Source organism: Paraburkholderia sp. EG286B (genome assembly GCF_040965655.1).
GTDB lineage: Bacteria > Pseudomonadota > Gammaproteobacteria > Burkholderiales > Burkholderiaceae > Paraburkholderia.
Genome location: NZ_JBFRCF010000003.1, coordinates 380,118 through 402,980 on the forward strand (window position 1 = coordinate 380,118; position 22,863 = coordinate 402,980).

Here is a 22,863-nt window from a genome sequence, read left to right on the forward strand (position 1 = left end):
TTCCCTATGTTCGTTAAGAATTCGATGAAATGAAACGGACCTCTGTGTGAAACGAGAGTCGACTTCCCTATGTTCGATAAAGGTTGAAAAAATGAAGAGAATTCGGAAAGATCGCGTAATCACCGTCTTGCTCTGTTTATTGTCAACCGCGACGCTGATGGGCTGCAAAAGAGAGCCCTACATGCTCGGCGTATTCGGTTATAACTATACCGATCGAGCGGTTGCGTACTTCTCCGTTAATGGTGCAGGGGGAGGGAATGTGGAATTGAGCACGCCAACGGCCGGCGGAGGAAAAACGATGTGTTGTGTCGTGATGGACCGCGACACCGTGACACCGTTCTGGGTAGAAGTAAAGTACAAAATGAGTGCTCTCGAATCTTATCCGCCCAGGAAGATGATTGAACCGTCCCAGCCATATAAGTCAGCAAAGGTGGAGGTAACCGGTCCTATCCCCAAGGACCCCAGCTATCTTGAGATTCACTTCTATCCGGATGGGCACATCGAAGGTGCCATTTCTGGGCGTGATGGACCTTCGCCGCCTCGGTTGAAGCTTGAGAGAAGGCTTCCCTATGTTCGATAAAGGACGAAGATGATGCTTGACAATGCCGAAATTCCCCTGGCGGCGGGCTTAAGGTCGCTTACGTTACTTGATCGGGAGCAGCGAGCCGCGGCGATGCACTGCACCGATCCGAAGAGGAAACCTGGCACCGCAGATTGCTCGCAATCGATCTGGCTATCGCTATTCTTCGACGGCACTGGGAACAATTTCGATTACGACACACCGAAGTTGAAACAAAGTAACGTTTCCAGGTTGTTCTCTTCGCATCAACTAGAAAACGACGAAACGGGAAGATATCCGATCTATATTCCCGGTTTGGGAACGCCATTTCCGGAAATAGGCGAGCGTACATACTCCGACCTAGGACTCGCGGTCGGAGTCGGTGGCGAGAAGCGCCTGAAGTGGGCTCGTCAACAGTTTGACGATCGAATTCGGAAAGCGAAGGCACGAGCAAGAAACCCGAGGCAGCCGATCCGGACAATCAACGCATCGTTGTTTGGCTTTTCCCGAGGAGCAGCGCTTGCACGTGCGTTTGCTGTTCGAATCGCCAAGGATTGCAAAAAAGTGGGTAATGGTTGGCAATACCAAGGTTATCCTATTCGACTGTATTTCATGGGATTAATGGATACTGTAGCTTCGGCTGGCTTGCCGCCTAGTGCAAAATATCTGGATCGCAGCCCAATTGTTAAGATTGCGACCGAAAGCTTTTTTCCATCGCTGAGCTCAGCCCTCACGTTTGTTCCGAAGGACGGACACTATGCTTGGGCAAAGAATCTGAAGATCCCTGCGATGGTTGAGCAATGCGTTCACTACGTAGCTGCGCACGAGGTGCGAGATTCGTTCCCGCTCGATTCGGTGCGTGACGGAAATCACTACCCTCCGAACTGTATTGAAGTAATTTACCCCGGTGTTCATTCCGACATCGGCGGTGGATATGCGCCTGGTGAGCAGACGCGGTCACTCACCGATGACGAAAAGCTAAGTCAGGTTCCGTTATTGCATATGTATCGAGCGGCGCTGGCGGCAGGTGTTCCCTTTCGAGCTTTCAATGAAATGGACGTGGATACGAAAACCACATTCGCACTGTCGCAAAGGACAGTCGCGCTCTTCGATGCTTACCAAGCACGGGCTCACGCATCCGGCCCGGTCGAGAAGGTCGTTGCGCAGCACCTTTATCCACTGTATTTAGCGCGGAGTTACTTGTCCAAATTGACGAACGACGAAGCCGCTCGTGCACGTGTTCCGGCTGCGAAGCAGGTGCTTGCGCAAACGGGAAACAACGATCTCGTGAAGGACGTCGAGGCTGAACTGGCCAAGATCACCGCCGGCGGAAATGCCGTCAATCGAGCGTCGGGCGATGCTGAGACAAAGAAACTGAACGGGAAGTCTCTGAGTTTACGTGAAGCAATGCTTGCGCGCGCGTACGAAGATGTTTCGTTGATTACAGGATCGAGTTCTACGCGCCAGTCCTTGCTTGATTTTTTTGACTACCTCGTCCATGACTCAGTGGCGGGATTCGGAGCCGATATGTCAAAACTGCAAAACTGGAGATTGATGTATTTCGGTGACCAAGGTTATGAGCCAGAAAACGACTGGAACCTTGCGAAGGAGGAGCGAACCAACGAAAGTACGGGCGCGACCGCATAGGTACGCGTGGCGAATCCATAAAGGCATTGTTAAAGAGAGCGGCTGTAGTTTTGATTCTTTAACATTGGAGAATTCAGAGTGATCAATATTATCAGATTGGGAGACGACACAGATCACGGCGGTCGGGTCGTGAGCGCTTCGAACTCTATGGAGTTCGAAGGGCGCAGGGTCGCGAGAAAAGGCGATGAAGTGACTTGTCCGCTCCACGATATCAGTCCCAACCTAATTATTGAAGGTGACGAAACAATCACGGATGACGGCGTGCCGATCGCACGACATGGGCATCGTGCCATGTGCGGGTGCCGTCTCCTTTCCAGCCTGATCTGAAAGGTCACGGATGCCGGTGGAACTCCCTCGAGAGAAGGGTGATGAACATGAGCCGTCACCTCCGAACGTCGTCAATTGGTTGGCCCTTCTCGTCATTACGATTGTCGTTGGCGCCGTCTACACGTTGACGACATGGCCTCCTGGCGATCCTGCCAACACCGCGAGGTTCTGGATTCAACTGTTCGGATGGCCATTTTTGGCATGGGCTGGATCGTTTGGCCTGAGAACCCTGTATTGGGAGCAGGAATGTGCGCGTATCGAAGCAGGCAATACCGCGCGGCAGGAGGACAGGCGTGAAGGCATCAAATTTGCCGGTGAACCTCTGGCGGTTCTAGGTTATTCATATCTGACGGGCGCTGGGACGAATGGAGTCAGCACGCTCTTGTGCAATAAATATGGGAACGGTTCATCAACGAAGGATAGTGGGGGTGAGCGAAGTCAATATGACTCGCTTGGGCTCGCCGGTGACGATGAGGATCCTACCCGCTATCGGGCTTGCTTCAAGGAACTCACGTCCTCAATCGCACGAGCTATCAGACTACTCCCTTCGGAAATTCCGCTTTCGATCCGATTGCAGTTGCCGGAGAACGTCAATCGGGATGCATTGTTAGAAGCTTGGAGAGGAATTTGGTCCTCAGCAAAGCTGCGGCCCGCAATCATTTCGCTAGTTTTTCCCGAGAGGGGGGTGATGGAGCTAGACGAATGGCTAGACATTCGTGGCGGCCCAACACTCGAACGCTGTACGCTGTATGTGAGCGCACGTTTGCGTGAAGGTCCGACGGGCCAAGGCGCTGAAGCAGCCACTGCAATTTTGCTCGGCTGGGCCCCTCTCGCGCGGCGGCATGGAATTCGCCCGATAGCGCTGTTGCATCGCCCTGTAGAGAGCCCCCCACAAGACTTCGAATCTGCGATAGCACGCGCGTTACTGTGGGGGGAGGCAAGTCTGGATAGGGTTGAGGACGTATGGCTAAGTGGCATAGGTGGTAGGGAGAAAGTCGCGATTGCAAAATACATCGAACCGCAAGCGGCGACCCGTCGTAAGGGAGGTGATGTTGAAGCGATTCGCGACATAAGCAGTTTCCTCGGCGATGTTGGCGAGGTATCTGCATGGCTCGCTATTGCACTCGGTATAGAGAACGCACTTCATGCGAAGTGCCCGCAACTTGTTGCGTCCCGCGAAGGGACGCTTCGGTTTTCGGTTGTTCAACAAGATGAAAATGAGCAGGATCACGCGGGTACTGAAGCATGAAATGGCCGAAATTCTCCGGATATTGGATCACCGTCGTAACCCTCACAGCAGGTGGAGCACTGTATGCTGTGGACCACGCTGCGACTTTCGATCCGTCGCCCGTACGACGAGTACTTTGGGTGTGCGGACTCGGTGTCATTCTGATCCTGGCGCGCGCACCGTTGACCAACGGTTGGGGTGCCGTAGCGCGTCATAGTCCACTACGTCGTCGCGACGCGTATAGGCGGGACCCACTCGCGCGGGAGGAATCAGCGGCTGGAAACGGACTGCAATTTGCCTTGGCACGACGGAACGCGTTGCATGTTGCGTTGAAAGCGCGGCACGGCATGTTCTGGCGTTTTCGCGAACGCTGGATTCTTGTGGCTGGCGATGAGCCACTGGTCATACGGCTGGCACCTGAGCTTGTCAGCTCGGGGTACGTGATCACCGGTGATACCGTCCTGCTCTATGCAAAGCAGACTAGCACCAAGATCGACATGGACTGGCTTGACCACATTCGCCGCCTTCGCTCTCGTCGCCCGGTTGACGCGCTCGTCGCAGTCACGTGTAATCGCATCGCGAGCAAGGCGCCGTTTGACTACGACGAACCCGGCCAGCGCCTCGCGCGCCACGCCCGGGCCCTGCGCTGGGCAGCACCCGCCTACCTGCTCAACGTCACAGACTTCGGCACCGAAACAGCGGGCCCGGATGAAGCCATCGGCCTTACTTGGTCAAACGCTCGTGTCAACGCCAGCGATATTGATACCTCTCTCGATAGTCTCACCCGCACGCTGGCCGACGTTGGCGTTGCACGCCTAGCCCAGGACAATCGGGACCGCTATCCGGCCGAGCTTTCGCAACATATCGAAGGGGTGGGCAGCGCATTGTCGGGACTCGTCTTGCGCACTGCGCAGCAGTGGCGCCACGCCGTGCACGGTCTCCTGTTCGCGCCGCTGTTCAAGGAGCGCGAGCTAGCCCCACCAACCGAAAGCAATAAAGGAGACGGCGAGTCCGAAGAGGAGAGCGCGTCCCCTCAGCACCACTCGATCTGGCAAACCATCGCGGACCACAGCCGCAAGGTGCACGGCCGGCGCGTCGGGTTTTCATTTTCGACGACAACCGCATGGATCGCCACGGCAGCCGTTGGCCTCTGGACCGTGGGCACCATGGTGTCGGGTTTCACGAACCGCGCAACGATCAGCGCCGCCAATGACACGATCGCAAGACTTGCGAGCACCCAGAGTCCCACGCAGGCAATGCAGACACTGGACAGCCTCGACAAGCAAATCGATACGCTCGAAGTGCGCCAGCGCGAAGGCGCACCGTTGATGACTCGCTTTGGCCTGAATCAGGACCGCACGCTGTTAGCCGCCCTCCGGCCCAGTTATGCCGATGCCGCCGGCCGCATCCTCGTCAGCCCGATCCGCCAGAAGTTCGAGGACCGTCTGCGCCAACTCGCCTCCATGTCCGATGAAGAAATCGCGAGCGGCGGCAACGCGCAGGCGCAGGCCGCCTACGACACGCTCAAAGCCTATCTGATGCTCGCGAAGCCCGAGCGTGCCGCGGCATCGTTCCTGACTCCGCAACTCCTTGCGACCGCCGTTCCGGCACGCCCGTTCGACTCATCGGTCACATCGGGGACATGGGACGATCTGCGTCAGCACACCATTGCGTTCCTGGCGAGTCACATCGGGACGCAAGCGTCGACCGGTAGCCGCGCGCTTGCCATTGCGGCAGATAGCAGCCTCGTCGCGGCCACCCGTCAGACGATCATCAGCGTGCGCGGCATCCAGAACTCGACGGATGCGGTCTATCAACAGATCCTTGACGACGCGAAACCGAAATACCCACCGGTCTCTCTGCCCACACTGCTCGGAGATACCACCGGACGCGGCCTCTTCAACACGACGCAGACGATCCCGGGCATCTTCACGCGCGACGCGTGGGAACAACGTATCTCGAAGGCGATCGACGAAGCGAGCGAGCAGGGCAGCGTTGCCGGCGACTGGGTGCTTTCGGATGCGAAGTCCGGAAGCCAGGCGTCGTCGACCCTGAAAGGCGAACTGCGACAACGGTACTTCGACGACTACGCGCGTGCATGGGAGCTGTTCCTCAACAGCCTGCGCTGGCAGTCCGCCCCGACACTGTCGGCAACTGCCGATCAGCTCACGCTTCTCGGCGACCCGCAACGCTCCCCGCTGGTCGCGCTCATGAACGCAGTCGTGTTTCAGGCGGGCGCGGGCGCAGCGACGCAATCGCTCTCGGATTCCCTGATCAGCAAGGCGCAGCAGCTGGTCGGCAACGACGAAAAGGATCCGTCGAAGCGGGCGCAGCCCCAACTCGTCCCGCTCGCGGACGCGTTCGGGCCGATCCTGCGTCTGACGGGCAGCGACCTCGTAACCGGCGCGCCGGCGCAAACCGGCAAGACCGCTGCGCAGATCGCGTCCACTTCGGACCTGAGTCTCGCCCGTTATCTCGAACGCGTGACGTCGATGCGCTTGAAGCTGCAACAAATGGCAAACAGCGCCGACACTGAGGCGATGGCGCGGGTGGCCGCGCAGTCCGTGTTGCAGGGCAAGACGTCCGACATCGCGGACAGCCGTGACTACGCGAGCCGTGTGGCCGCCAGTCTCGGCGAGCAATGGGCGGGTTTCGGCCAGATGCTGCAGGCGCCGTTGAATCAGACCTGGCAGGCGGTCGTGCAGCCGGCGGCGGCCAGTCTGAACGACATCTGGCGCAATTCAATCGTGGCCGACTGGAATCAGGCCTTCGGGGGCCGTTATCCGTTCGCGGACTCGGATAACGACGCTTCGATACCCGACATGGTTCGTTTCATGCGTCCCGACAGCGGCGTGATCGCACAGTTCGTCGCGACGCAACTGGCCGGCATCGTCGAGCGTCAGGGAGACAGGTGGGTGGCCGCGCAAGGTACGGATCACGGCGCGCTCATGCTCGATCCGGGCTTCCTCGACAGTCTGAACCGGCTGTTACGCGTCGGGATCGTGCTGTTCCCGTCCGGCGATGCCCATATCCGCTTTGATCTGCGCGGCGTCGCGACACCGGGCATTACGGATATGCGAATCGTGTTCTCGAACAACGATCTGCACTACTTCAACCAGCAGGAAGAATGGGTGCCGTTCGAGTGGCCGGGCCAGTCGCTGGATAACCTGTCGCACATCGAATGGCAGACGGAGCAGGGCGGCCTGCGCTCGGCCCTCGACGCACAGGGGCGGTTCGGGCCGATCCGTTTGCTGGAGCGTGCAAAGGCGTCCCAGCAGGACAACGCGCGCTATCTGCTGACATGGACGCCAGACTCGAGTCAGGGCATCCCGCTCAAGGTCCAGTTACGCAGCGACGGCGGTGCGGGACCGCTCGGCGTGCTGCAACTCCGTCACTTCACGTTGCCCACCAGGATCTTTGCAGGCGGCGGCGCGAAGGCAGGTCCGAGGATCGCCACGAGCAGTCCGTCGCCGTTGCCGCCGGCCGCATTGGCCGCGGCGAAACAGGCGGCCATGCCGTTGCCCCGTGGTTCCGCGCCGGAGGTCCAATGAAGCTCGGAGAACTGTTCAGAAGCCTGTTGCCGGCGCGTGAAGATGCCGGGGAACTTGTCCGCGCGCGTCTGGATGCGTGGGCGACCTGGCTGCAGCCGCTCGCGGGCGAGGCGGGCGTTGGCCGCGATCCCGGTTACGAGGATGCGTTCTTCGCCCTCAAGGATGAGGCGAGCAAACTTTCGGACATCGACGAGAGTTTGATCGTGCGTTCCTGCGAGCAGCTTTTGAAGGAGACCGGCAAGGATCTGCGTCTTGCGGGCTACTATGCGTTTGCGCGGCTGCGCGAGGATGGACCTGCGGGCTTCGCTGACGGTCTGGAACTCGCCGCCGCGCTCGTCGATCGTTTTGGCGAAGCCGTGCTGCCCGCGCGTGCCGAAGCGAAGAAGGGCGCGCTTGAAATGCTGGCCACCACGCGCGTGATGGAACTCCTCGATAGCCGCGGCGAATTTGCACCTGGCGACCTCGAGCGGGCGCTCGCGGCACTCGACGTACTGGTGACGCTCACCGGCGTCTGGCCGGAGACCGCACGACCCAACCTGCACCCGCTTGTCTCACGCTTCGAGCGCAAGAACGGTTCGGATTCCAGAGAAGAGGCGATTTCTGCACCCCCGTTGCCCGCCACGGCAAGTCCATCAACCGGACCGATCACTTCGACGCGTGACCTGCTCGATCAGGCCCGCACGATGGCGGCATGGCTGCACGACCAGGAAAACGGCTATCTGTCATCGGTGCGCCTCGTGCGCGCCGTGCGCTGGGACACGTTGCACGAGGTGCCACCATCGAATGCCGCTTCGCACACGCGCCTCACGGCCCCACGTGCGGAGTTGCGTCAGCAGATGAAGCGGCTCGTGCTGCAAAAGCAGTGGCATGAACTGCTGGAACGTGTCGAGGGTACGTTCATGGAAGGCGTGAATCATCTCTGGTTCGATCTGCAGTTTTTCCAGCATACCGCTCTCGACCACCTCGGCGCGCCCTACAACGCATGGCGCGAGCTGCTGCGCGCGGACTTCGCCCTGTTTCTCGAACGACTTCCCGGGATTGAGCGATTGTCGTTCAGCGACGGCACACCGTTCGCCGACGATACGACGCTCGAATGGATTGCGCGCCACGCCGTGGTGCGCGACCTCGAAGCGGGCGAGGGCATGGCACCGCTGCCGGTATCCGCAGACGGCGACGAGGAGAGCGCTGGCGACTGGCCGGAGATCGAGGCGCAGGCGCGGGATCTGGCCGGGCACGACGGTATAGAAGCAGCGTTTGCGTGGCTCGAAGCGCTACCAGGGATGCGGACCGAACGGCACCGCTATCTTCAGCGATTCGTGATGGCACGTCTCGCCGATCATGCCGGTCGCGCGGATACGGCAGTTGCGCTGCTTGTCGAACTGGACACGGCCGCACAATCGTTGCCGCTCATGCGCTGGGAGCCTTCTCTCGTGTTCGAGGTCAAGTCCCAGTTGCTGCGTGCGCTCAAAGCGGCAACCAACCGCAAGGATGCCGACAAACCCGTTCTCGCCCGCCGTATCGGTGAATTGCAGGCCGAACTGATCCAGCTCGATCCGGCCCGCGCGCTGGCGATCGCGTGAATCTGCTCCGGAAAAAATAGATGAACAACGACGATCCCATCCTGCGCTACTACGAAGCCGAGATGCGCTACCTGCGTGAATCTGGCAAAGAGTTCGCCAGGGCCCATCCCGACCGCGCGCGCATGCTTGTTCGCGCATCCGATACGCTCCTCCTGCCGGGTGACCGGATCGACCGTGATCTTAAGGCGCTTAGCGGGAGCGCGATCCGAATATCAATGAGCGAAAGCGACGCCGTAGCGTTGTGGGACTTCGCTTATCACACTTTGCGCCCACGTCAGAACGGAATCAGAAGTTGCGGGAAAGGATCTCTAGAACAGGAGCCAACGGCGCATGGCCACCATTGAGCGCGTCATTCAACCTGCGATCGCGGAAGATGGGTCTGCCCACTATACGTCTGTCACGTCCGCACCGGACGACAGCACGGCCGTGTGCTACATGGTGCCGAGGCGAGTCATACCCGTAATCTTTGTGCCTGGGGTCATGGGTACGAACCTCATTGCGACTGACGGCCCGTATAAAGGGCAAACGGTTTGGCTGGTAAACGGGATGGTGGGACCGGCGAGGAGTTGGGTAGGAAGTTTCCCGTCAACCCGAAAGCAAAAGCTGGATCCGAAAACTACGGACGTCTATGAAGGTGGCGATATCCCGTCCGGCACCGCGCAGAGCGAAGCCGAATTGCGTCGGCGAGGCTGGGGTACGGTGGCAAAAATGAGCTACGGAACTTTCTTGCCGTTTCTGGAAAACGCTCTTAATGACGCTCACGCCGCTGAGTCTGGTTTTCGCTCACTGCTGATGAAGCAACTCGTCGCACAAGAGCCCGGCGTTAGCGTACTGTCGTTCGAGGAAGTGGCGTTATCGTACAAATACCAACTTCCGGTGCACGCTGTCGGTTACAACTGGCTCCAGTCCAATGCGGATTCGGCAAAACATCTCGCAAAGAAGATTCGGGAATTTACGAGCTACTACAAAGCGAAGGGTTTGGCGTGTGAGAAAGTCATCATTGTGACCCATTCGATGGGAGGTCTCGTTGCTCGATATTACTCGGAAGTCGACGGTCATCGCGACGATGTCTTGGGTATCGTCCACGGTGTCATGCCGACAACGGGATCAGCGACGGCATACAAGCGCGTGGTTTCCGGCACCGAAGGCCTCGCTGGTCCAGTCCTCGGACCAAATAACGCGACAATGACTCCAGTGTTTGCGCAGTCCCCGGGCCCGTTACAGCTGCTTCCAACTCCGGAATACGGGATGGGCTGGCTCAAGATCAGGAACGGCAACGAACAGAGAACCCTTCCGTCTAGCGATCCCTACGAGGAAATATATTTGCAGCGTGGTAAATGGTGGAGTCTTGTCAAAGCCGAGTTGGTTAATCCGCCTGATTTTGGAAAGAAAAGTATCGATGCAGATTGGATATCATACGTTTTATTGATAAAAAAAGATGTGAAACCGTTTCATACGAGCATCGGTCGTAAATTTCACAGAAAGACGTACGCATTTTACGGAAATGACGACAAGCATGAAACGTGGGGAGAGGTCGTGTGGGAGAGCAAGCTTAATCCGGTTTTGAAGTGGGCGGGGACGTATTCGAAGATAGACGACTTAGAAGATGGTGTCGTATTGGTTGACAGCGGCACGCGAAATAAATCAGTACTGCAACGCAGTAGAAGCGATCCCATCAATAGCATGTATGTACTGCTGCCCGCCGCTGGAAATGGAGACGGCACCGTACCCGTTCGATCCGGGAAAGCTCCTTCGGGTAGAGCAGGCGTTCAAGCATGTGTGTCATATCCAGGCGTAGATCATGAAGGGGCATACAAGGAGCGTCCGCAGCAACTCTTCGCTTTGTGGGCGGTCACCCGCATTGTGGGTAATGTCAAAGGTACATCATTGGAATATAAACGATGACTTTTTTCCGGAGTCCGTGGCTCTTCGCGGTGCTGTTGCTAGTCTTTACTGCATGCACTCGTCAGCCCGCGCCTTTGACTGACCAGGAAAAGCAAAAAGTGAGTGAAATGACCAAAAACCTAAGACCGCGATGTATTGGTCGATATGTGATCAATATTCCGGCTGATGCACTCGTTTCTGGCGGTGCGACGGTTCATGGTGTAAAAATCGAGTCAAAGTCGATGTCGCAAGATGAGTATTTTCGGGAAATCGGGAAACGAGAGGCGGAACTCAGGGGCGTCAGGAGTATCGACGCGTATCCGTTTCTATATTCCGACGATGTGGTGGATGGTCCGAATACTCGCTACTTCATCCACCGTGGTGACGTGGGAGCCGATCCAGGAAACCGCGTTATCGAGGCCTACAAGTGGGATCGCGGTTATCGGTTCAAGCTCGGTATCGACGGGAGTGACTTTCTCCATCCAGATCAGACGAAGGATTCGATTGTCCAGCAGATCCCGGTAAAAAATGACGTCCCGGAAAAAAGACAGCTCGTGTTCGACTTGGTCAAAAGGCTACACGGTCGTGCAGATGACACCATTCCTTCAAAACCAGGTCTCTGTTTTCCCGGTGCATTTCTTTCAGGACAACCTGCAGACGGGGAGTACGTTTGGGCTCAGTTTGTGATGGACAGTTACCGGGATGTGAGTATCGGGATGGTGACTGACTCTTCCATCGTAGAGTCCAGGTCGCTCCTTGAGCGGGGTGATGAAATTAACAACGATCTGAGGGCGATAGATGGGAGGACCATCCGGAAGGGCACAGTCGCCCTGCAAGGGCTCAGCGCGGAAGAATGGATCTTTACTGGCAAGAGCAATTCCGGTGTTCAGGGTATCAAGTGCCTGCTTGAGGCAAATTCCAAAACTGGCGGCACCACTTCCCCCGCACTTCAGCTCGATCTGGATGCCGGTTCAAATAATGCATTTATGCAGGATCGTATAGCGGCTACCTCGATGAGCGAAAGCGAAGCCGTTGCACTGTGGGATGTCATTTCGCGCACGTTGCGTCCACGTCCGAGCGGGCTCTGAAGGAGCGGTGATGGCTGTCAATTTTTCGCTGCTGCGGCCGGAGGAGCCTGTGCCGGTCAAGCTGCCGCCACGGTTCCTCTGGACCGTCATATTCTCCGTCATCAGGACCATCGGAGATTTCATGATCCTGCTCCTTTGGCCGAAAGTTGAACCGCCGGCGCTCGCATTCTTCGCCGAGCTGGACACCTTCGCACGCTCGCTGCCGCTTATCTGCTGGAACCCGGCGCACGTCTTCGAGACCAGGCGTGACCCGCTGCGTCCCTTAACGACGGCAACCAATCGCAAGGATACCGACAAACCCGTTCTCGCCCGCCGTATCGGTGAATTGCAGGCCGAACTGATCCAGCTCGATCCGGCCCGCGCGCTGGCGATCGCGTGAATCTGCTCCGGAAAAAATAGATGAACAACGACGATCCCATCCTGCGCTACTACGAAGCCGAGATGCGCTACCTGCGTGAATCCGGCAAAGAGTTCGCCAAGGCCCATCCCGACCGCGCGCGCATGCTCAACCTCGACCGCGTCGGCGACCGCGATCCCTATGTCGAGCGGCTCCACGAGGGCTTCGCGTTTCTGGCAGGGCGGCTTCAGCAGAAGCTCGATGACGAACTGCCGGAGCTCACTGAAGGGCTCGTGAGCCTGCTGTGGCCGCACTATCTGCGCATGATTCCATCGCTTTCGATCGCTGAACTCATTCCCCTGCGGGAGAAACTCCAGCGCACTGAGGTCGTGCCGGCCGGCGTACCGGTGCGTTCGGCGCCGATCAGCGTGCCGCCCGCGGGCAGCGAGGGCACGACGGCACGCACCGTGCAATGTCTATACCGGACCACCCAGGCGGTCATGCTGCAGCCGCTTGCCATCACGCACGCGGGACCTTCCGTGCGCCATGACGGCCGCTCGGTCATTCGGCTGGGCTTCGAGTTGCAGCATTCGGCGCGCCGCGAGGAAACCGACCTTTCGCGCGTGCGCTTGCATCTGAACGCCGATCTGCCGGTGGCGTTCTCCATGCACCTCGCACTCACGCGCCAGGTCGACACGATTCTCTGGCGCATTCCACAGGTGCGCGACGGCGAGCCTGTGCCGCTGCCCGGCATCACGATCGAGCCCGCGGGTTTCTCGACAGAGGAACGGCTGTGGCCCAAAGCCGATGCTGCCTTTTCTGGATTTCAGCTCCTGCTCGAATATTTTTCCTTTCGCGAGAAGTTTCTGTTCGTCGATCTGTGCGGCCTGGACGTCGCGAAGCTCCCCCCGGAAGCGACCCGCTTCGAGCTGGAATTCGTGCTCAATGAGGCTTACCCATCAGACCAGCGTTTCACCAGCGAGAACATTCGACTGTTCTGCGCACCGGTGATCAACCTCTTCGAACTCGACGCGGAACCGATCGAAATCGACCATCACGAAACCGAGTATCGCGTCGTGCCAGCCGGTCATCACGGGGAGCACGTCGAAACCCATTCGGTCGATGCGATCGAGACGTTCGATCACGAGACGGCCGAGCGCTACGAGTACGTCCCCTTTGCCACGTTCAGGCATCGCGGGGGCATGCTCCGGCATGAGGCGCCGGAGCGGTACTTCCATGGCCGCGTACGGCTCGGGGTCTCCGGGCTGCACGAGACCTGGGTGATCCTTGGCGGTCATGCGTGGGAAACGCTGGAGACGCTACCTGAAGAAAGCCTCTCGCTACGCGTGACGGGCACCAACGGCATGCTGCCGCGCAAGGGATTGCGCGAGGCGAGCATCAGCGAACTCGCCGCGAGCACGCCGAACGTCACGGGCGTGCGCAATCTCGTCGCGCCCACGCTGCCGCTGTATCCGCCCACGGGCGACCGGTTCCAGTGGCGCGTGCTTTCGCATCTCGCTCCGAACTTCCTCTCGATGATGAACGCGGAGGTGCTGCGCGGCGCGCTCGCGCTCTACGACTGGACTGACGATGAGCTGAACCGCCGGCGCCTTGCCGCCATTCTCTGGGTTTCGCAGGAACTGCTCGAGGAAGTGTCGGGCGGCGCGGTCGAGCGCGGGGTGCTGATCGAAGTGACGCTCGATGCGCAGGCGTTCGCTGGCGAGGGCGACGTCATGCTCTTTGGTGAACTACTGCACCAGTTCTTCGCGCTGTATGCGGAAATCAATTTATTCACGAAGCTCTCGATCGTGAGCCTGCCGTCGCAGACCCGCACTGTCTGGCCGCGCAGCAAGGCACAACGCGCACCGCTATGAAGCCTCAGGATCCTCCCAATCTCGAACCGCTGGTCGCGTCCCTGCTGGCCCGTGCGCCGCAGATGAGTTTCATGCAACTGTGCCGCCTGCTGGAGGTCGGCGCCACAGATCGTCCCGGGTTCGGAACCCGCGATACGCCGGAGCATGAGCCGGTGCGTTTCGGCTCGTGGCCGCGCGCCGGGTTTCCCGCGAGCGAAGTCGCCACAGTCGACTTCGGCGATGCATGGGACGAGTCCAGACGGCATCAGACGCCTGTTGTGCGCACGACGTTCATGGGCCTCTACGGCGTCGACGCGGCGATGCCGTCACACACGATCGACGACATCGTTTTGCGCGAAGAGGGGCATGAGGCCGTCGAGTCATTTCTCGACTGCTTCAATCACCGCTTCGTCACGATGCTCTACCGTGCGTGGAAAAAGTACCGCTATGTGGAGAGTTTTCGTCCGGGCGCAACCGACCCGCATTCGCTCAATCTGTTGTGTCTGGTTGGGTTCGGCTGGGGTCACAAGCCCAAACGCGCCGGGCTGCCTGATGCACGCATGCTCGCGCTGCTGGGCCTGCTGACCCAGAAAACACGTACGCCAGAAGGGCTCGCGGGCGTCATTGCACTGGCCTTGCCGGGTGTGGACGTGCGCGTCGACGAGTTTTTTCCGGCGATCACGGGAACCGGCAAGCCGCGGCCGCTGACTTCATGCCCGACGACACCACCGGAACCCGTGATGGCCGGCGCGCAGGAAGGGCTAGGGGGAGGCTACGTGCTGGGCCAGCGACTGACCTATCGCAGTCGTGCCGCGCGGGCCACGCTGCGTCCGGGCAACGCACAGCAGGCGCACGCCCTGTTGCCCGGAGCGTGGCTCAACCGCGAACTGATGGCTTTCGTGCAACTGTATGTGGGCGTGAAGGCCGACATCCATCTGCGTATGCAGGTGTCCTCAAGGATTGCGCCACTGCCGGAAATCGGCTCGGCCGCCGCCGAACCCGCGCCGCGGCTTGGCTGGACAACGGTCCTGCCCTCCGAAGAAGAACGCATGATCACTATTCCACTCGGGGTCGTCGCGGCGTTTCCCACTCCGGCGCCGAACCCTTACCTGAGTCCGCAACGTGCATAACCGGGCATCTCTCATGTTTATCCGTCTGGCCGTTACCACCGCCGCATCTGTCTTCCTGCTGTCGGGTTGCGGAGCGTGGCAGGCTGTTTCCGACACCACGTCGAATGCTTTTCACGCGGTCTTCTACAAGAAGGTCAAGGTGCTCAACGTCGATCTCGCCGCGCGTCAGGCATTGAATCCGGATGATGCCGGTCGTCCGACTTCGGTCGCCGTGCGCGTCTATCAACTCAAGGACCGCAAGCTCTTCGATGGCGCCTCTTACGACGATCTGCTGAAGAACGATCGCACCGTTCTCGCGCAGGACCTGCAGGACAGCATGGCGGCCGCGCTCAACCCCGGGGCTTCCGCAAGCCTGACACAGGCGATGAAGGGCGATACGCAATACGTGGCGATCGTCGCGTTTTATCGCAATCCTGGTAGTGGCAATGGGTGGAAGTACGTGATCGAAAAGAAGAAGCTCGATCCGGACAAACCGCTCAAGCTCGAACTCGTGAACCAGCTGCTGCTCGCGGACGACGCACCTTCACAGAAGGCAACGCAGTAACGCAGCCAGCTCACTCCTCCCCCACAGCCGAAAGCGGCGCGGCCACATGTTCGAGCGACTTGCGCTCCGCGTCCACGCCCCAGATCGCGGCCACGAGTGCAGCCGCGATCATGAGCGCCGATCCCACCACATAGCCCGTGAACACTTCGCTGCGCTGGTGTGTATCGATCAGTCGTCCGAAGAACGCCGGGCCGATGATGCCGCCCAGCGCCGTGCCGAACGCATAGAACACGGCGATGGCAAGCGCCCGGATCTCCAGCGGAAACGATTCGCTCACGGTCAAATAGGCGGAACTCGCCGCCGCCGAGGCGAAAAAGAAAATCACCATCCACGCGCCGGTTTGCATCGTCGCAGTGAGCATGCCTTGCTCGAACAACCAGCCGCTCACCGTGAGCAGCACGCCCGAGAGCGCATAGGTCGCGGCGATCATCGTGCGTCGGCCAATCACGTCGAAGAGCCGCCCCAGCACGATCGGACCGAGGAAGTTGCCGAGCGCGAACGGCAGCAGATAGAGGCCAACGTCGCCGCCCGGCACGTGATAGAACTCGGTGAGCACGAGCGCGTAGGTGAAGAAAATCGCGTTGTAGAAGAAGGCCTGCGCGGTCATGAGCGATAGACCCACCAGCGCGCGACGGCGGTGCCGTACGAATATGGCATGAAACACCGCGCCCAGCGGGGTATGGCTGCGCGCATGCAGACGCAGCGGGTCGCCTGGCGGGTCTTCCAGCGTGTGGCCCACATCGCGGAAGCGCGTTTCGATGCCCTCCACGATGCGCTTCGCCTCGTCGTGCTCGCCGTGCGTGAGCAGCCACCGCGGGCTTTCGGGAATCCAGCGGCGCATGGGCAAGATGATGAGCGCGAGTACTGCGCCGATGAAAAAGCACACGCGCCAGCCCCAGTCCGCGGGCAGTAGGTGTGGGTCGAGCAGCACGAGCGAGCCCGCTGCGCCGATGGCCGCGCCCACCCAGAACGTGCCGTTGATGCTGAGGTCGGTCCAGCCGCGCACGCGCGCGGGCGTGAACTCCTGGATCGTCGAATTGATGGCGGCGTACTCGCCGCCGATGCCCGCGCCCGTGATCGCGCGAAACACCACGAAGCTCGCGAAGCTCCATGAAAACGCTGTCGCGGCGGTGGCCAGCAGATAAACGGCGAGCGTGATGAAAAAGAGCTTGCGGCGGCCCAGCCGATCCGTGAGCCAGCCGAAACCGAGCGCGCCGCATACCGCGCCGGCAATATACGCGCTGCCGGCCAGGCCCACCTGCGCATTGTCGAGATGCAGCACCGGGCTCGTTTTCAGCGCACTTGCTACCGCACCGGCAAGCGTGACTTCGAGACCGTCGAGCAGCCAGGTGACGCCCAGCGCCACGACGATGAGCACATGAAAGCGGCCCCACGGCAAGCGATCGAGGCGCGCGGGCAGCCTGGTTTCGACGATGGGAGGCTTATCAGTCGTCTCGGTCGTATTGGGAGGATTCATCGGGTAGAGCGCGGTTCAGCACGCGATGCCTTGTAGCATGCGCCGTTCCTGGAATGCGGGCGCGCGCGAAAACAGAAAAATCAGCCTGTGAGGAAACTGGCTGACGTAACATATCATCTGTTCATACAAAAGCACCTGTGCATGGATGGCGCGCCCCGTTCCGGACATGATCCGGGCATGGGCTCCCTGCACGTCACCCGCGTTTCCTGCTCGAACAGCGCGCCCGCACCGAGGCGGTGTTCGAGACGCTGAAGGCGCGCGGCGATCAGCTCGTCAAGGGGATCGTGGCGCTGGCCAGCCACTTCGACATGGAGATCATTGCGGAGGGGGTGGAGACCGAGGCGCAGCACGAGATGTTGCAACGCCTGGGCATTCGCTATGCGCAGGGCTATTTCTACCGGCGGCCGGGCTCGGCCGCGACTATTGCCGAAATGCAGCGCGACGCGAGCCTCGTGCGTTATGCGGTGTCGTCGCCGTTGCGCTAGCGCGAACAGGTGCGAGCTTGTCGTAAATGACGAATCCCGTAAGCGGTTGCGAAATGCCGGCTTACGGGAGGTCTGCAATCCTTACCTAAAATTGCCTCAAAAAGCACACTTGATTCCGGTTGCGCTAATTCTCGACTCGACGGCAAATTAAAATACGCGGATCTAGAAGCCGCGCCGCACCGTAACTGTCGCGCCAGTGCTATGCGAATGAAGAATGGCGACGCGCGCGGTGGCGGAAAACACCCACTCGTCTACGGTCAGCGAAAGCCTGCGCTGAGGCTGGGCGCCGATGTTCAGCGTGCTGTCCGGCACCTGCAGAATCGAGATTTGCGGCGCCGTGGAAGGGCCCATCTGCAAATAATCTGAAGTTGGCCGCGCAGCCTGCTGCGCACCGTAACTGCTGCCGGGCGCCGACTTCACGAAGTCGTAATGATATTTGTCCTGTGCCACCGGCGCGCTATAAAAACTCTCGACTTCCGCGTAAAACGGCTTTGACTGATTCGCCTGATATTCCATTGCGTACCGGTGGAGGTACGCCAGGGGTTCCGGTGGCAGCGCTGGAACCACTTCCATCGGCATGGACGGGATATTGGCCACCGTCATGGTTTCGGGAATGTTCACACCGGTGCTCTGAGCGAATGCATAACCGCTCAGCATCAAAAAGGCTGCACCGACAATCTTTTCGTTCAGGCACGTCATGAGCATGCCTCCAATGACGAACTCGAAACATCAAACTGTCGAACGTTCCTGCCGAACAGACTGCCTTTGCATCACTTGCACCAATGCATTCTAGTACCTCATTTGCTTCCTGCTAGCCGAATGTGTGCGCACGTGATGCAGATGGATGTGAAGTCCACCAGAGCGCGAACGGCACGCCACGTCGTTGCCTAACATCGCGGACGTTATGACCGATTCGGGCTGCGCGAGGCGCACTCGCAGCGGAAGAAATTGCGCATGGACGTGCGCATGGTCGATGGGCTCGCGCCGCAGGCGAGCCCGTCGACACCGGCTCATTGGGGAAAATCCGGGTGCGGCCTAGATCGTGCCGAAGAGGGCGCGCGGGCGGTCCTGCAGCGTGCGCGCGAGAACCTTCAGCGCGCGCGCCAGTTGCTCCCGTGAGGTTGCACACGCGAGGTTGATGCGCACGCCGTGCTCGAGTGTCGAGCGGTCCACCGCGAACGCCGAGGCGGGCATGGTGTTTACACCGCGCGCGAGTGCGTTGGCGGCGAAGTCGTCGGAGCGCCAGGGCGCAGGTACGCGCAGCCAGACGAACATGCACGCCGGGTCGCTGTTGAGCAGTTCGCGCGGCAGGATCTCGAGCGCGAGTTCCTGCCGCGCCTGCAGCTCCGCACGCTGCGCTTCGAGGATGAGCTGCGCGGTGCCGTCCTCGATCCAGCGCGTGGTGATGAGCGTGGTGAGCGGCGCGGGCATCCACGCCGTCGTACGCACCGCTTCGGCCGCGAGCGGCGCACCGTGCGGCGGCGTGAGCAGATAGCCGATGCGCAGCCCCGGCGCGAGCACCTTCGAGGTGGAGGCCACGTGGAAGGTCAGCTCGGGGCACAGGCTCGCGATGGTCGGCAGCCGCTTGCGCAGCAACGGCCCGTACACGTCGTCCTCGATGATCGCAACGTGATGGCGCCGCGCGATCTCCACGAGCGCGAGGCGCCGCTCGAGGCTCATCGTGACCACGCTGGGGTTCTGCAGGTTCGGCACGGTGAAGATCGCCTTCACCGGCATGCGGCGGCAGGCGTCTTCGAGCTGATCGGGCAGGAGGCCTTCGCCATCGCTCGGGATCCCGACCAGCTCGAACTGGAACACGGGCGCGAGCGCCTTGAGGCCGTAGTAGGTCAGCTTGTCCGAAAGGATCACGCCTTCGTGTCCCATCAGGCTGCTCAGGACCGCATAGAGGCCGTGCTGCGCGCCGCTCGTCACCACGAGATTCTCGGGCGAGGGCGTGAAGCCCGGTGCGGCGATCCATTGCGCGCCCGCGGCGCGCGCCCATTCGGCGCCCTGGGGCGGCTGGTATTCCTGGGTTTCGGCAAAGCGCGGGTCGCGCGAGATCGATGCCATCGTGCGGGCGAGCTGCGCGAGAAATTCTCCGGTCGCCGGCCGGTTGACGGTGAGGTCCACCACGCCATTTGCTTCAGCGCCGCTCGCCTGGCTGCCGCGCTGCGCCGCCGCGCCGACGGCAGGCATGGCCCCGCCGGTGACGATCGAGCCGCGCCGCTTGCTCGCCACGATCAGCCCGCGCGCCTGCAACTCCTTGTACGCGCGCGATACCGTGGAGACGTTGATGCCCAGTTCGACGGCCAGATCGCGCTGCGGCGGCAGGCGGCTGCCCGGCGGGTACTGACCGCTGCGCACCTGCTCCTCGAGATTGCGGGAGACCTCCAGATACGTGGCTTGACGACCTTTTGTCTGGATATCGTCACCCGATTTTGTCTGGTAATCGTCGGCTTTCATGCAGGTAGTAACTCCATACAAAACTCGATCGTCTGCCACATTGCCATGCTGATGTGAGATGCGTCACCAGTGCCGCTCTCCGCAGCTTTAACCCAATAATACGATATCTGGCAAGAACCTGGCTGCCTGCGCCATGGGCCGGGAGAGCATTCTCCAGGGAAGATCCTGGTCTCCACACAAAGCCTTTTTAATTGCACACAAAAAATTATTGTGTGAGTATGAATTCAAGGTTTTGTTCGGTCGGCAGTTCGGCGCAACACGCACTGTATTACAGGAGGACAGGCTCGTGGCAACCCGGCAACCCACACCCGCTTCAGGCGCAACATCCACCCCCCTTGGCCACTCGCTGCGCAAGCGCCACGTCACGATGATTTCGCTCGGCGGGATCATCGGTGCGGGGCTCTTTGTCGGCAGCAGCGCCACCATCAGTGCGATGGGGCCGGCGGCCTGCCTGAGCTATCTGCTGGCGGGCATCGTCGTGCTGTTCGTCATGCGCATGCTTGGCGAGATGGCGCTCGCGCATCCGGGCGTCGGCTCGTTCACGGAGTTCACGCGCATCGGTCTCGGCGACTGGGCCGGATTCACGAACGGCTGGCTCTACTGGTACTTCTGGGTAATCGTGGTCGCCGTGGAGGCGGTGGCGGGCGCGGGCATCCTGCAGCGCTGGATTCCCGCACCGGTCTGGGTGATCGGGCTCGTGCTCCTGTCGCTCATGACGGCCGTTAACCTGCTCTCGGTGAAATCGTATGGAGAATTCGAGTGCTGGTTCGCGTCGATCAAGGAGTGCCGTGGGCGAGCATCAAGGTGGGCTACTCGCCGTTCGTGGCCGCGCTCGAAACCATGCATATTCCGGGCGCTGCGGACACCATGAATGCAATCGTTCTGGTGGCGGTGTTGTCGGCGCTGAACTCCGGGCTCTATGTGTCCTCGCGCATCGTGTTCCGGCTCGCCGAGCGCCGCGACGCCCCGCGCGCGCTGCTCACGCTCTCGAAGAACCGCGTGCCGCGCCTCGCCGTGCTCGCGAGCAGCATCGTCGGCTACGTGGCCATCGTCGCGGCGATCGTGTCGCCACAGGGCGTGTTCCTCTATCTCGTCAGTGCATCGGGCGCGATCATGCTGTTCGTGTATCTCTCCATCGCCGTTTCGCAGATCGCGATTCGCCGGCGCCTGGAGGCAACGGCGCCCGAACGGCTCACGTTCAGGATGTGGCTCTTTCCCTGGCTTTCGTGGGCCGTGGTGGCCGCCATTGCCGGGGTGCTCTGCGCGATGGGCTTCGACCACGCGCTCTCGGGCCAGCTGATGGCGAGTCTCGCGAGCCTGGCGGTGGTGTCGGCGGCATACCTGGTCACACGCAAGAGGACTCACGTGCAGGAGTTCCGTGAGCCCGCAACCAACTGGAAGAAGTAATGGCGCAAGTGGCTGTCATCGGCGCGGGTTTCGTGGGGTTGTCGTGCGCGTACTGGCTCATGCGCGACGGGCACAGCGTGACGCTGTACGACGCGCAGGGGCCGGGCGAGGGCGCCTCCTACGGCAACGCGGGCACGTTCGCGAACTATGCGTGCATTCCCGTGAACAACCCGGACGTGTTCCGCAACATCCCGCGCTTTCTGTTCTCGTCGACGAGCCCGCTGCGTATCCGCTGGGGCGACGTGCCGGGGCTCGCGCCATGGCTCACGCGTTTCCTGCTGAGCGCCACGCCGCGCCGCTACGCGGGCAGCGTGAACGCGCTCGCGCAACTGCTCTCGCGCGCCTTCGAAGGCTACCGCGAAATGCTGGCCGTGGACACGCTCGCGGCTTTCGTGCGCGAACGCGAATGCCTTTACCTGTATTCGAGCGCTGCGTCGTTCGAGGCCGCGCAGCCGGCGCTCGAGCTGCGGCGCTCGCTTGGCGTCGCGTTCGAAACGCTCGCGCGCAGCGAGATCGCCCAACTGGAGCCCGGCCTCGCGCGGCTCTTCTCGCAAGGCACGCTCTTCAAGGGCAGCTGGTTTCTGAGCGATCCGCGCGGCTTTCTGCAGGCCCTGCATGCGATGTTGACGCAGCGCGGTCTGGTGCACCGGCGCGTGGCCGTCGAGACGCTGGAACCCGCGCCGAGCGCGGTGAAGCTGATCGATACGGCGGGCGAGGCCCATGACGCGGAGCAGGCCATTGTCTGCGCGGGCGCGTTTTCGGGCCGCCTCGCGCGCCAATGCGGCGACGCGGTGCCGCTAGGCGTCGAGCGCGGCTATCACGTGCGTTTTCCTGGCACCGCTAACCGGATTTCGCGCCCGTGCGGCTGGGCCGAGCGCGGCTTCTACATGACGCCGATGGACGGCGGTATCCGCGCGGCGGGCACCGTCGAGCTGGCGGCCAACGGCGCGGGCAAGAACGCGGACCTGCTGCGCCTGTTGACGCGCTCCGCGCAGGAGGCGCTGCCCGGCCTGCCGGAGCCGGACAGCGACTGGCTCGGCTTCAGGCCGAGCCTGCCCGACGCGCTGCCCGTGGTGGGCGCATCGAGCCGCTCGCCGCGCGTGATCTACGCGTTCGGGCACCAGCATCTGGGCGTGACGCTCGGCGGCGTGACGGGCAGCGTGGTCGCCGATCTCGTTGCCGGGCGTGCGCCCCCTCTCGATCTCGCGCCGTATAGTCCGCGACGCTTTTAACCCCTGATTCAAGCCACTTTCCAGCCAACCGCCACGTAACACCCACCGCAACAGTCTCCCAGCGAGGATGA

At 60.9% G+C, this 22,863-nt stretch carries 18 protein-coding genes and 1 pseudogene; 16 read left to right on the forward strand and 3 right to left on the reverse strand.

Annotation, left to right across the window (positions count from 1 at the left end):
• The first annotated feature begins 91 nt into the window (after positions 1–91).
• The 13 genes from AB4Y42_RS07885 (at position 92) to tssJ (ending at position 15,728) form a co-directional block, all read left to right on the forward strand.
• Positions 92–580 (forward strand): DUF3304 domain-containing protein, encoded by a 489-nt coding sequence (locus tag AB4Y42_RS07885; RefSeq protein ID WP_368691404.1) that lies wholly within the window; start codon positions 92–94, stop codon positions 578–580.
• Between the two features lie 9 nt (positions 581–589).
• Positions 590–2,206, forward strand: a complete 1,617-nt coding sequence (locus tag AB4Y42_RS07890) for a DUF2235 domain-containing protein (protein ID WP_368693845.1) — start codon at positions 590–592, stop codon at positions 2,204–2,206.
• A gap of 78 nt (positions 2,207–2,284) precedes the next feature.
• Complete coding sequence (locus AB4Y42_RS07895; RefSeq protein WP_368691402.1) at positions 2,285–2,533, forward strand: PAAR domain-containing protein; 249 nt, start codon at positions 2,285–2,287, stop codon at positions 2,531–2,533.
• A gap of 10 nt (positions 2,534–2,543) precedes the next feature.
• Positions 2,544–3,782 carry a hypothetical protein gene (locus AB4Y42_RS07900; protein ID WP_368693846.1) on the forward strand — a complete coding sequence of 413 codons (1,239 nt, stop codon included), beginning with the start codon at positions 2,544–2,546 and terminating at the stop codon, positions 3,780–3,782.
• Positions 3,779–7,312: an ImcF-related family protein gene (locus tag AB4Y42_RS07905; RefSeq protein WP_368693847.1), complete on the forward strand. Its 3,534-nt coding sequence runs from the start codon at positions 3,779–3,781 to the stop codon at positions 7,310–7,312. Before AB4Y42_RS07900 ends, AB4Y42_RS07905 begins: the two co-directional genes overlap by 4 nt.
• The gene (gene tssA / locus AB4Y42_RS07910) at positions 7,309–8,892 is read left to right on the forward strand and encodes a type VI secretion system protein TssA (RefSeq protein ID WP_368693848.1); all 1,584 of its coding nucleotides are present in this window, start codon (positions 7,309–7,311) and stop codon (positions 8,890–8,892) included. Before AB4Y42_RS07905 ends, tssA begins: the two co-directional genes overlap by 4 nt.
• Positions 8,893–8,912: 20 nt before the next feature.
• Positions 8,913–9,236: a type VI secretion system baseplate subunit TssF gene (locus AB4Y42_RS07915; protein ID WP_368693849.1), complete on the forward strand. Its 324-nt coding sequence runs from the start codon at positions 8,913–8,915 to the stop codon at positions 9,234–9,236.
• Positions 9,223–10,797: an esterase/lipase family protein gene (locus AB4Y42_RS07920; RefSeq protein WP_368693850.1), complete on the forward strand. Its 1,575-nt coding sequence runs from the start codon at positions 9,223–9,225 to the stop codon at positions 10,795–10,797. The genes AB4Y42_RS07915 and AB4Y42_RS07920 overlap by 14 nt, the downstream gene beginning before the upstream one ends.
• The gene (locus AB4Y42_RS07925) at positions 10,794–11,864 is read left to right on the forward strand and encodes a T6SS immunity protein Tli4 family protein (RefSeq protein ID WP_368693851.1); all 1,071 of its coding nucleotides are present in this window, start codon (positions 10,794–10,796) and stop codon (positions 11,862–11,864) included. Before AB4Y42_RS07920 ends, AB4Y42_RS07925 begins: the two co-directional genes overlap by 4 nt.
• Positions 11,865–11,874: 10 nt before the next feature.
• Positions 11,875–12,243 carry a hypothetical protein gene (locus AB4Y42_RS07930; protein WP_368693852.1) on the forward strand — a complete coding sequence of 123 codons (369 nt, stop codon included), beginning with the start codon at positions 11,875–11,877 and terminating at the stop codon, positions 12,241–12,243.
• A gap of 20 nt (positions 12,244–12,263) precedes the next feature.
• The gene (gene tssF, locus AB4Y42_RS07935; RefSeq protein ID WP_368693853.1) at positions 12,264–14,075 is read left to right on the forward strand and encodes a type VI secretion system baseplate subunit TssF; all 1,812 of its coding nucleotides are present in this window, start codon (positions 12,264–12,266) and stop codon (positions 14,073–14,075) included.
• The gene (tssG, locus tag AB4Y42_RS07940; protein WP_368693854.1) at positions 14,072–15,184 is read left to right on the forward strand and encodes a type VI secretion system baseplate subunit TssG; all 1,113 of its coding nucleotides are present in this window, start codon (positions 14,072–14,074) and stop codon (positions 15,182–15,184) included. Before tssF ends, tssG begins: the two co-directional genes overlap by 4 nt.
• A 13-nt stretch (positions 15,185–15,197) precedes the next feature.
• A complete protein-coding gene (gene tssJ, locus AB4Y42_RS07945; protein ID WP_368693855.1) occupies positions 15,198–15,728 on the forward strand; it encodes a type VI secretion system lipoprotein TssJ in 531 nt (176 codons plus the stop codon).
• A 10-nt stretch (positions 15,729–15,738) separates the two neighbouring features.
• On the opposite strand, the gene AB4Y42_RS07950 is transcribed toward tssJ, so the two are convergent.
• Positions 15,739–17,205 carry an MFS transporter gene (locus AB4Y42_RS07950; protein ID WP_368691395.1) on the reverse strand — a complete coding sequence of 489 codons (1,467 nt, stop codon included), beginning with the start codon at positions 17,203–17,205 and terminating at the stop codon, positions 15,739–15,741.
• 236 nt (positions 17,206–17,441) lie between these two features.
• On the opposite strand from AB4Y42_RS07950, the gene AB4Y42_RS07955 reads away from it, so the two are divergent.
• Positions 17,442–17,690 (forward strand): EAL domain-containing protein, encoded by a 249-nt coding sequence (locus tag AB4Y42_RS07955; RefSeq protein ID WP_368693856.1) that lies wholly within the window; start codon positions 17,442–17,444, stop codon positions 17,688–17,690.
• Positions 17,691–17,852: 162 nt separating this feature from the next.
• Here AB4Y42_RS07955 and AB4Y42_RS07960 read toward each other — a convergent pair whose 3' ends face one another.
• Together AB4Y42_RS07960 and AB4Y42_RS07965 are read right to left on the reverse strand one after the other, a co-directional pair.
• Complete coding sequence (locus AB4Y42_RS07960) at positions 17,853–18,389, reverse strand: hypothetical protein (RefSeq protein ID WP_368693857.1); 537 nt, start codon at positions 18,387–18,389, stop codon at positions 17,853–17,855.
• 336 nt (positions 18,390–18,725) lie between these two features.
• Positions 18,726–20,153, reverse strand: coding sequence for a PLP-dependent aminotransferase family protein (locus tag AB4Y42_RS07965; protein WP_368691392.1), 1,428 nt, complete (start codon positions 20,151–20,153; stop codon positions 18,726–18,728).
• Positions 20,154–20,520: 367 nt separating this feature from the next.
• Between AB4Y42_RS07965 and AB4Y42_RS07970 the strand changes: the two are divergent.
• A pseudogene (locus AB4Y42_RS07970) lies at positions 20,521–21,560 on the forward strand (amino acid permease).
• Positions 21,560–22,792 (forward strand): NAD(P)/FAD-dependent oxidoreductase, encoded by a 1,233-nt coding sequence (locus tag AB4Y42_RS07975; protein ID WP_368693858.1) that lies wholly within the window; start codon positions 21,560–21,562, stop codon positions 22,790–22,792. Before AB4Y42_RS07970 ends, AB4Y42_RS07975 begins: the two are co-directional and overlap by 1 nt.
• The last annotated feature ends 71 nt before the right edge of the window (positions 22,793–22,863 follow it).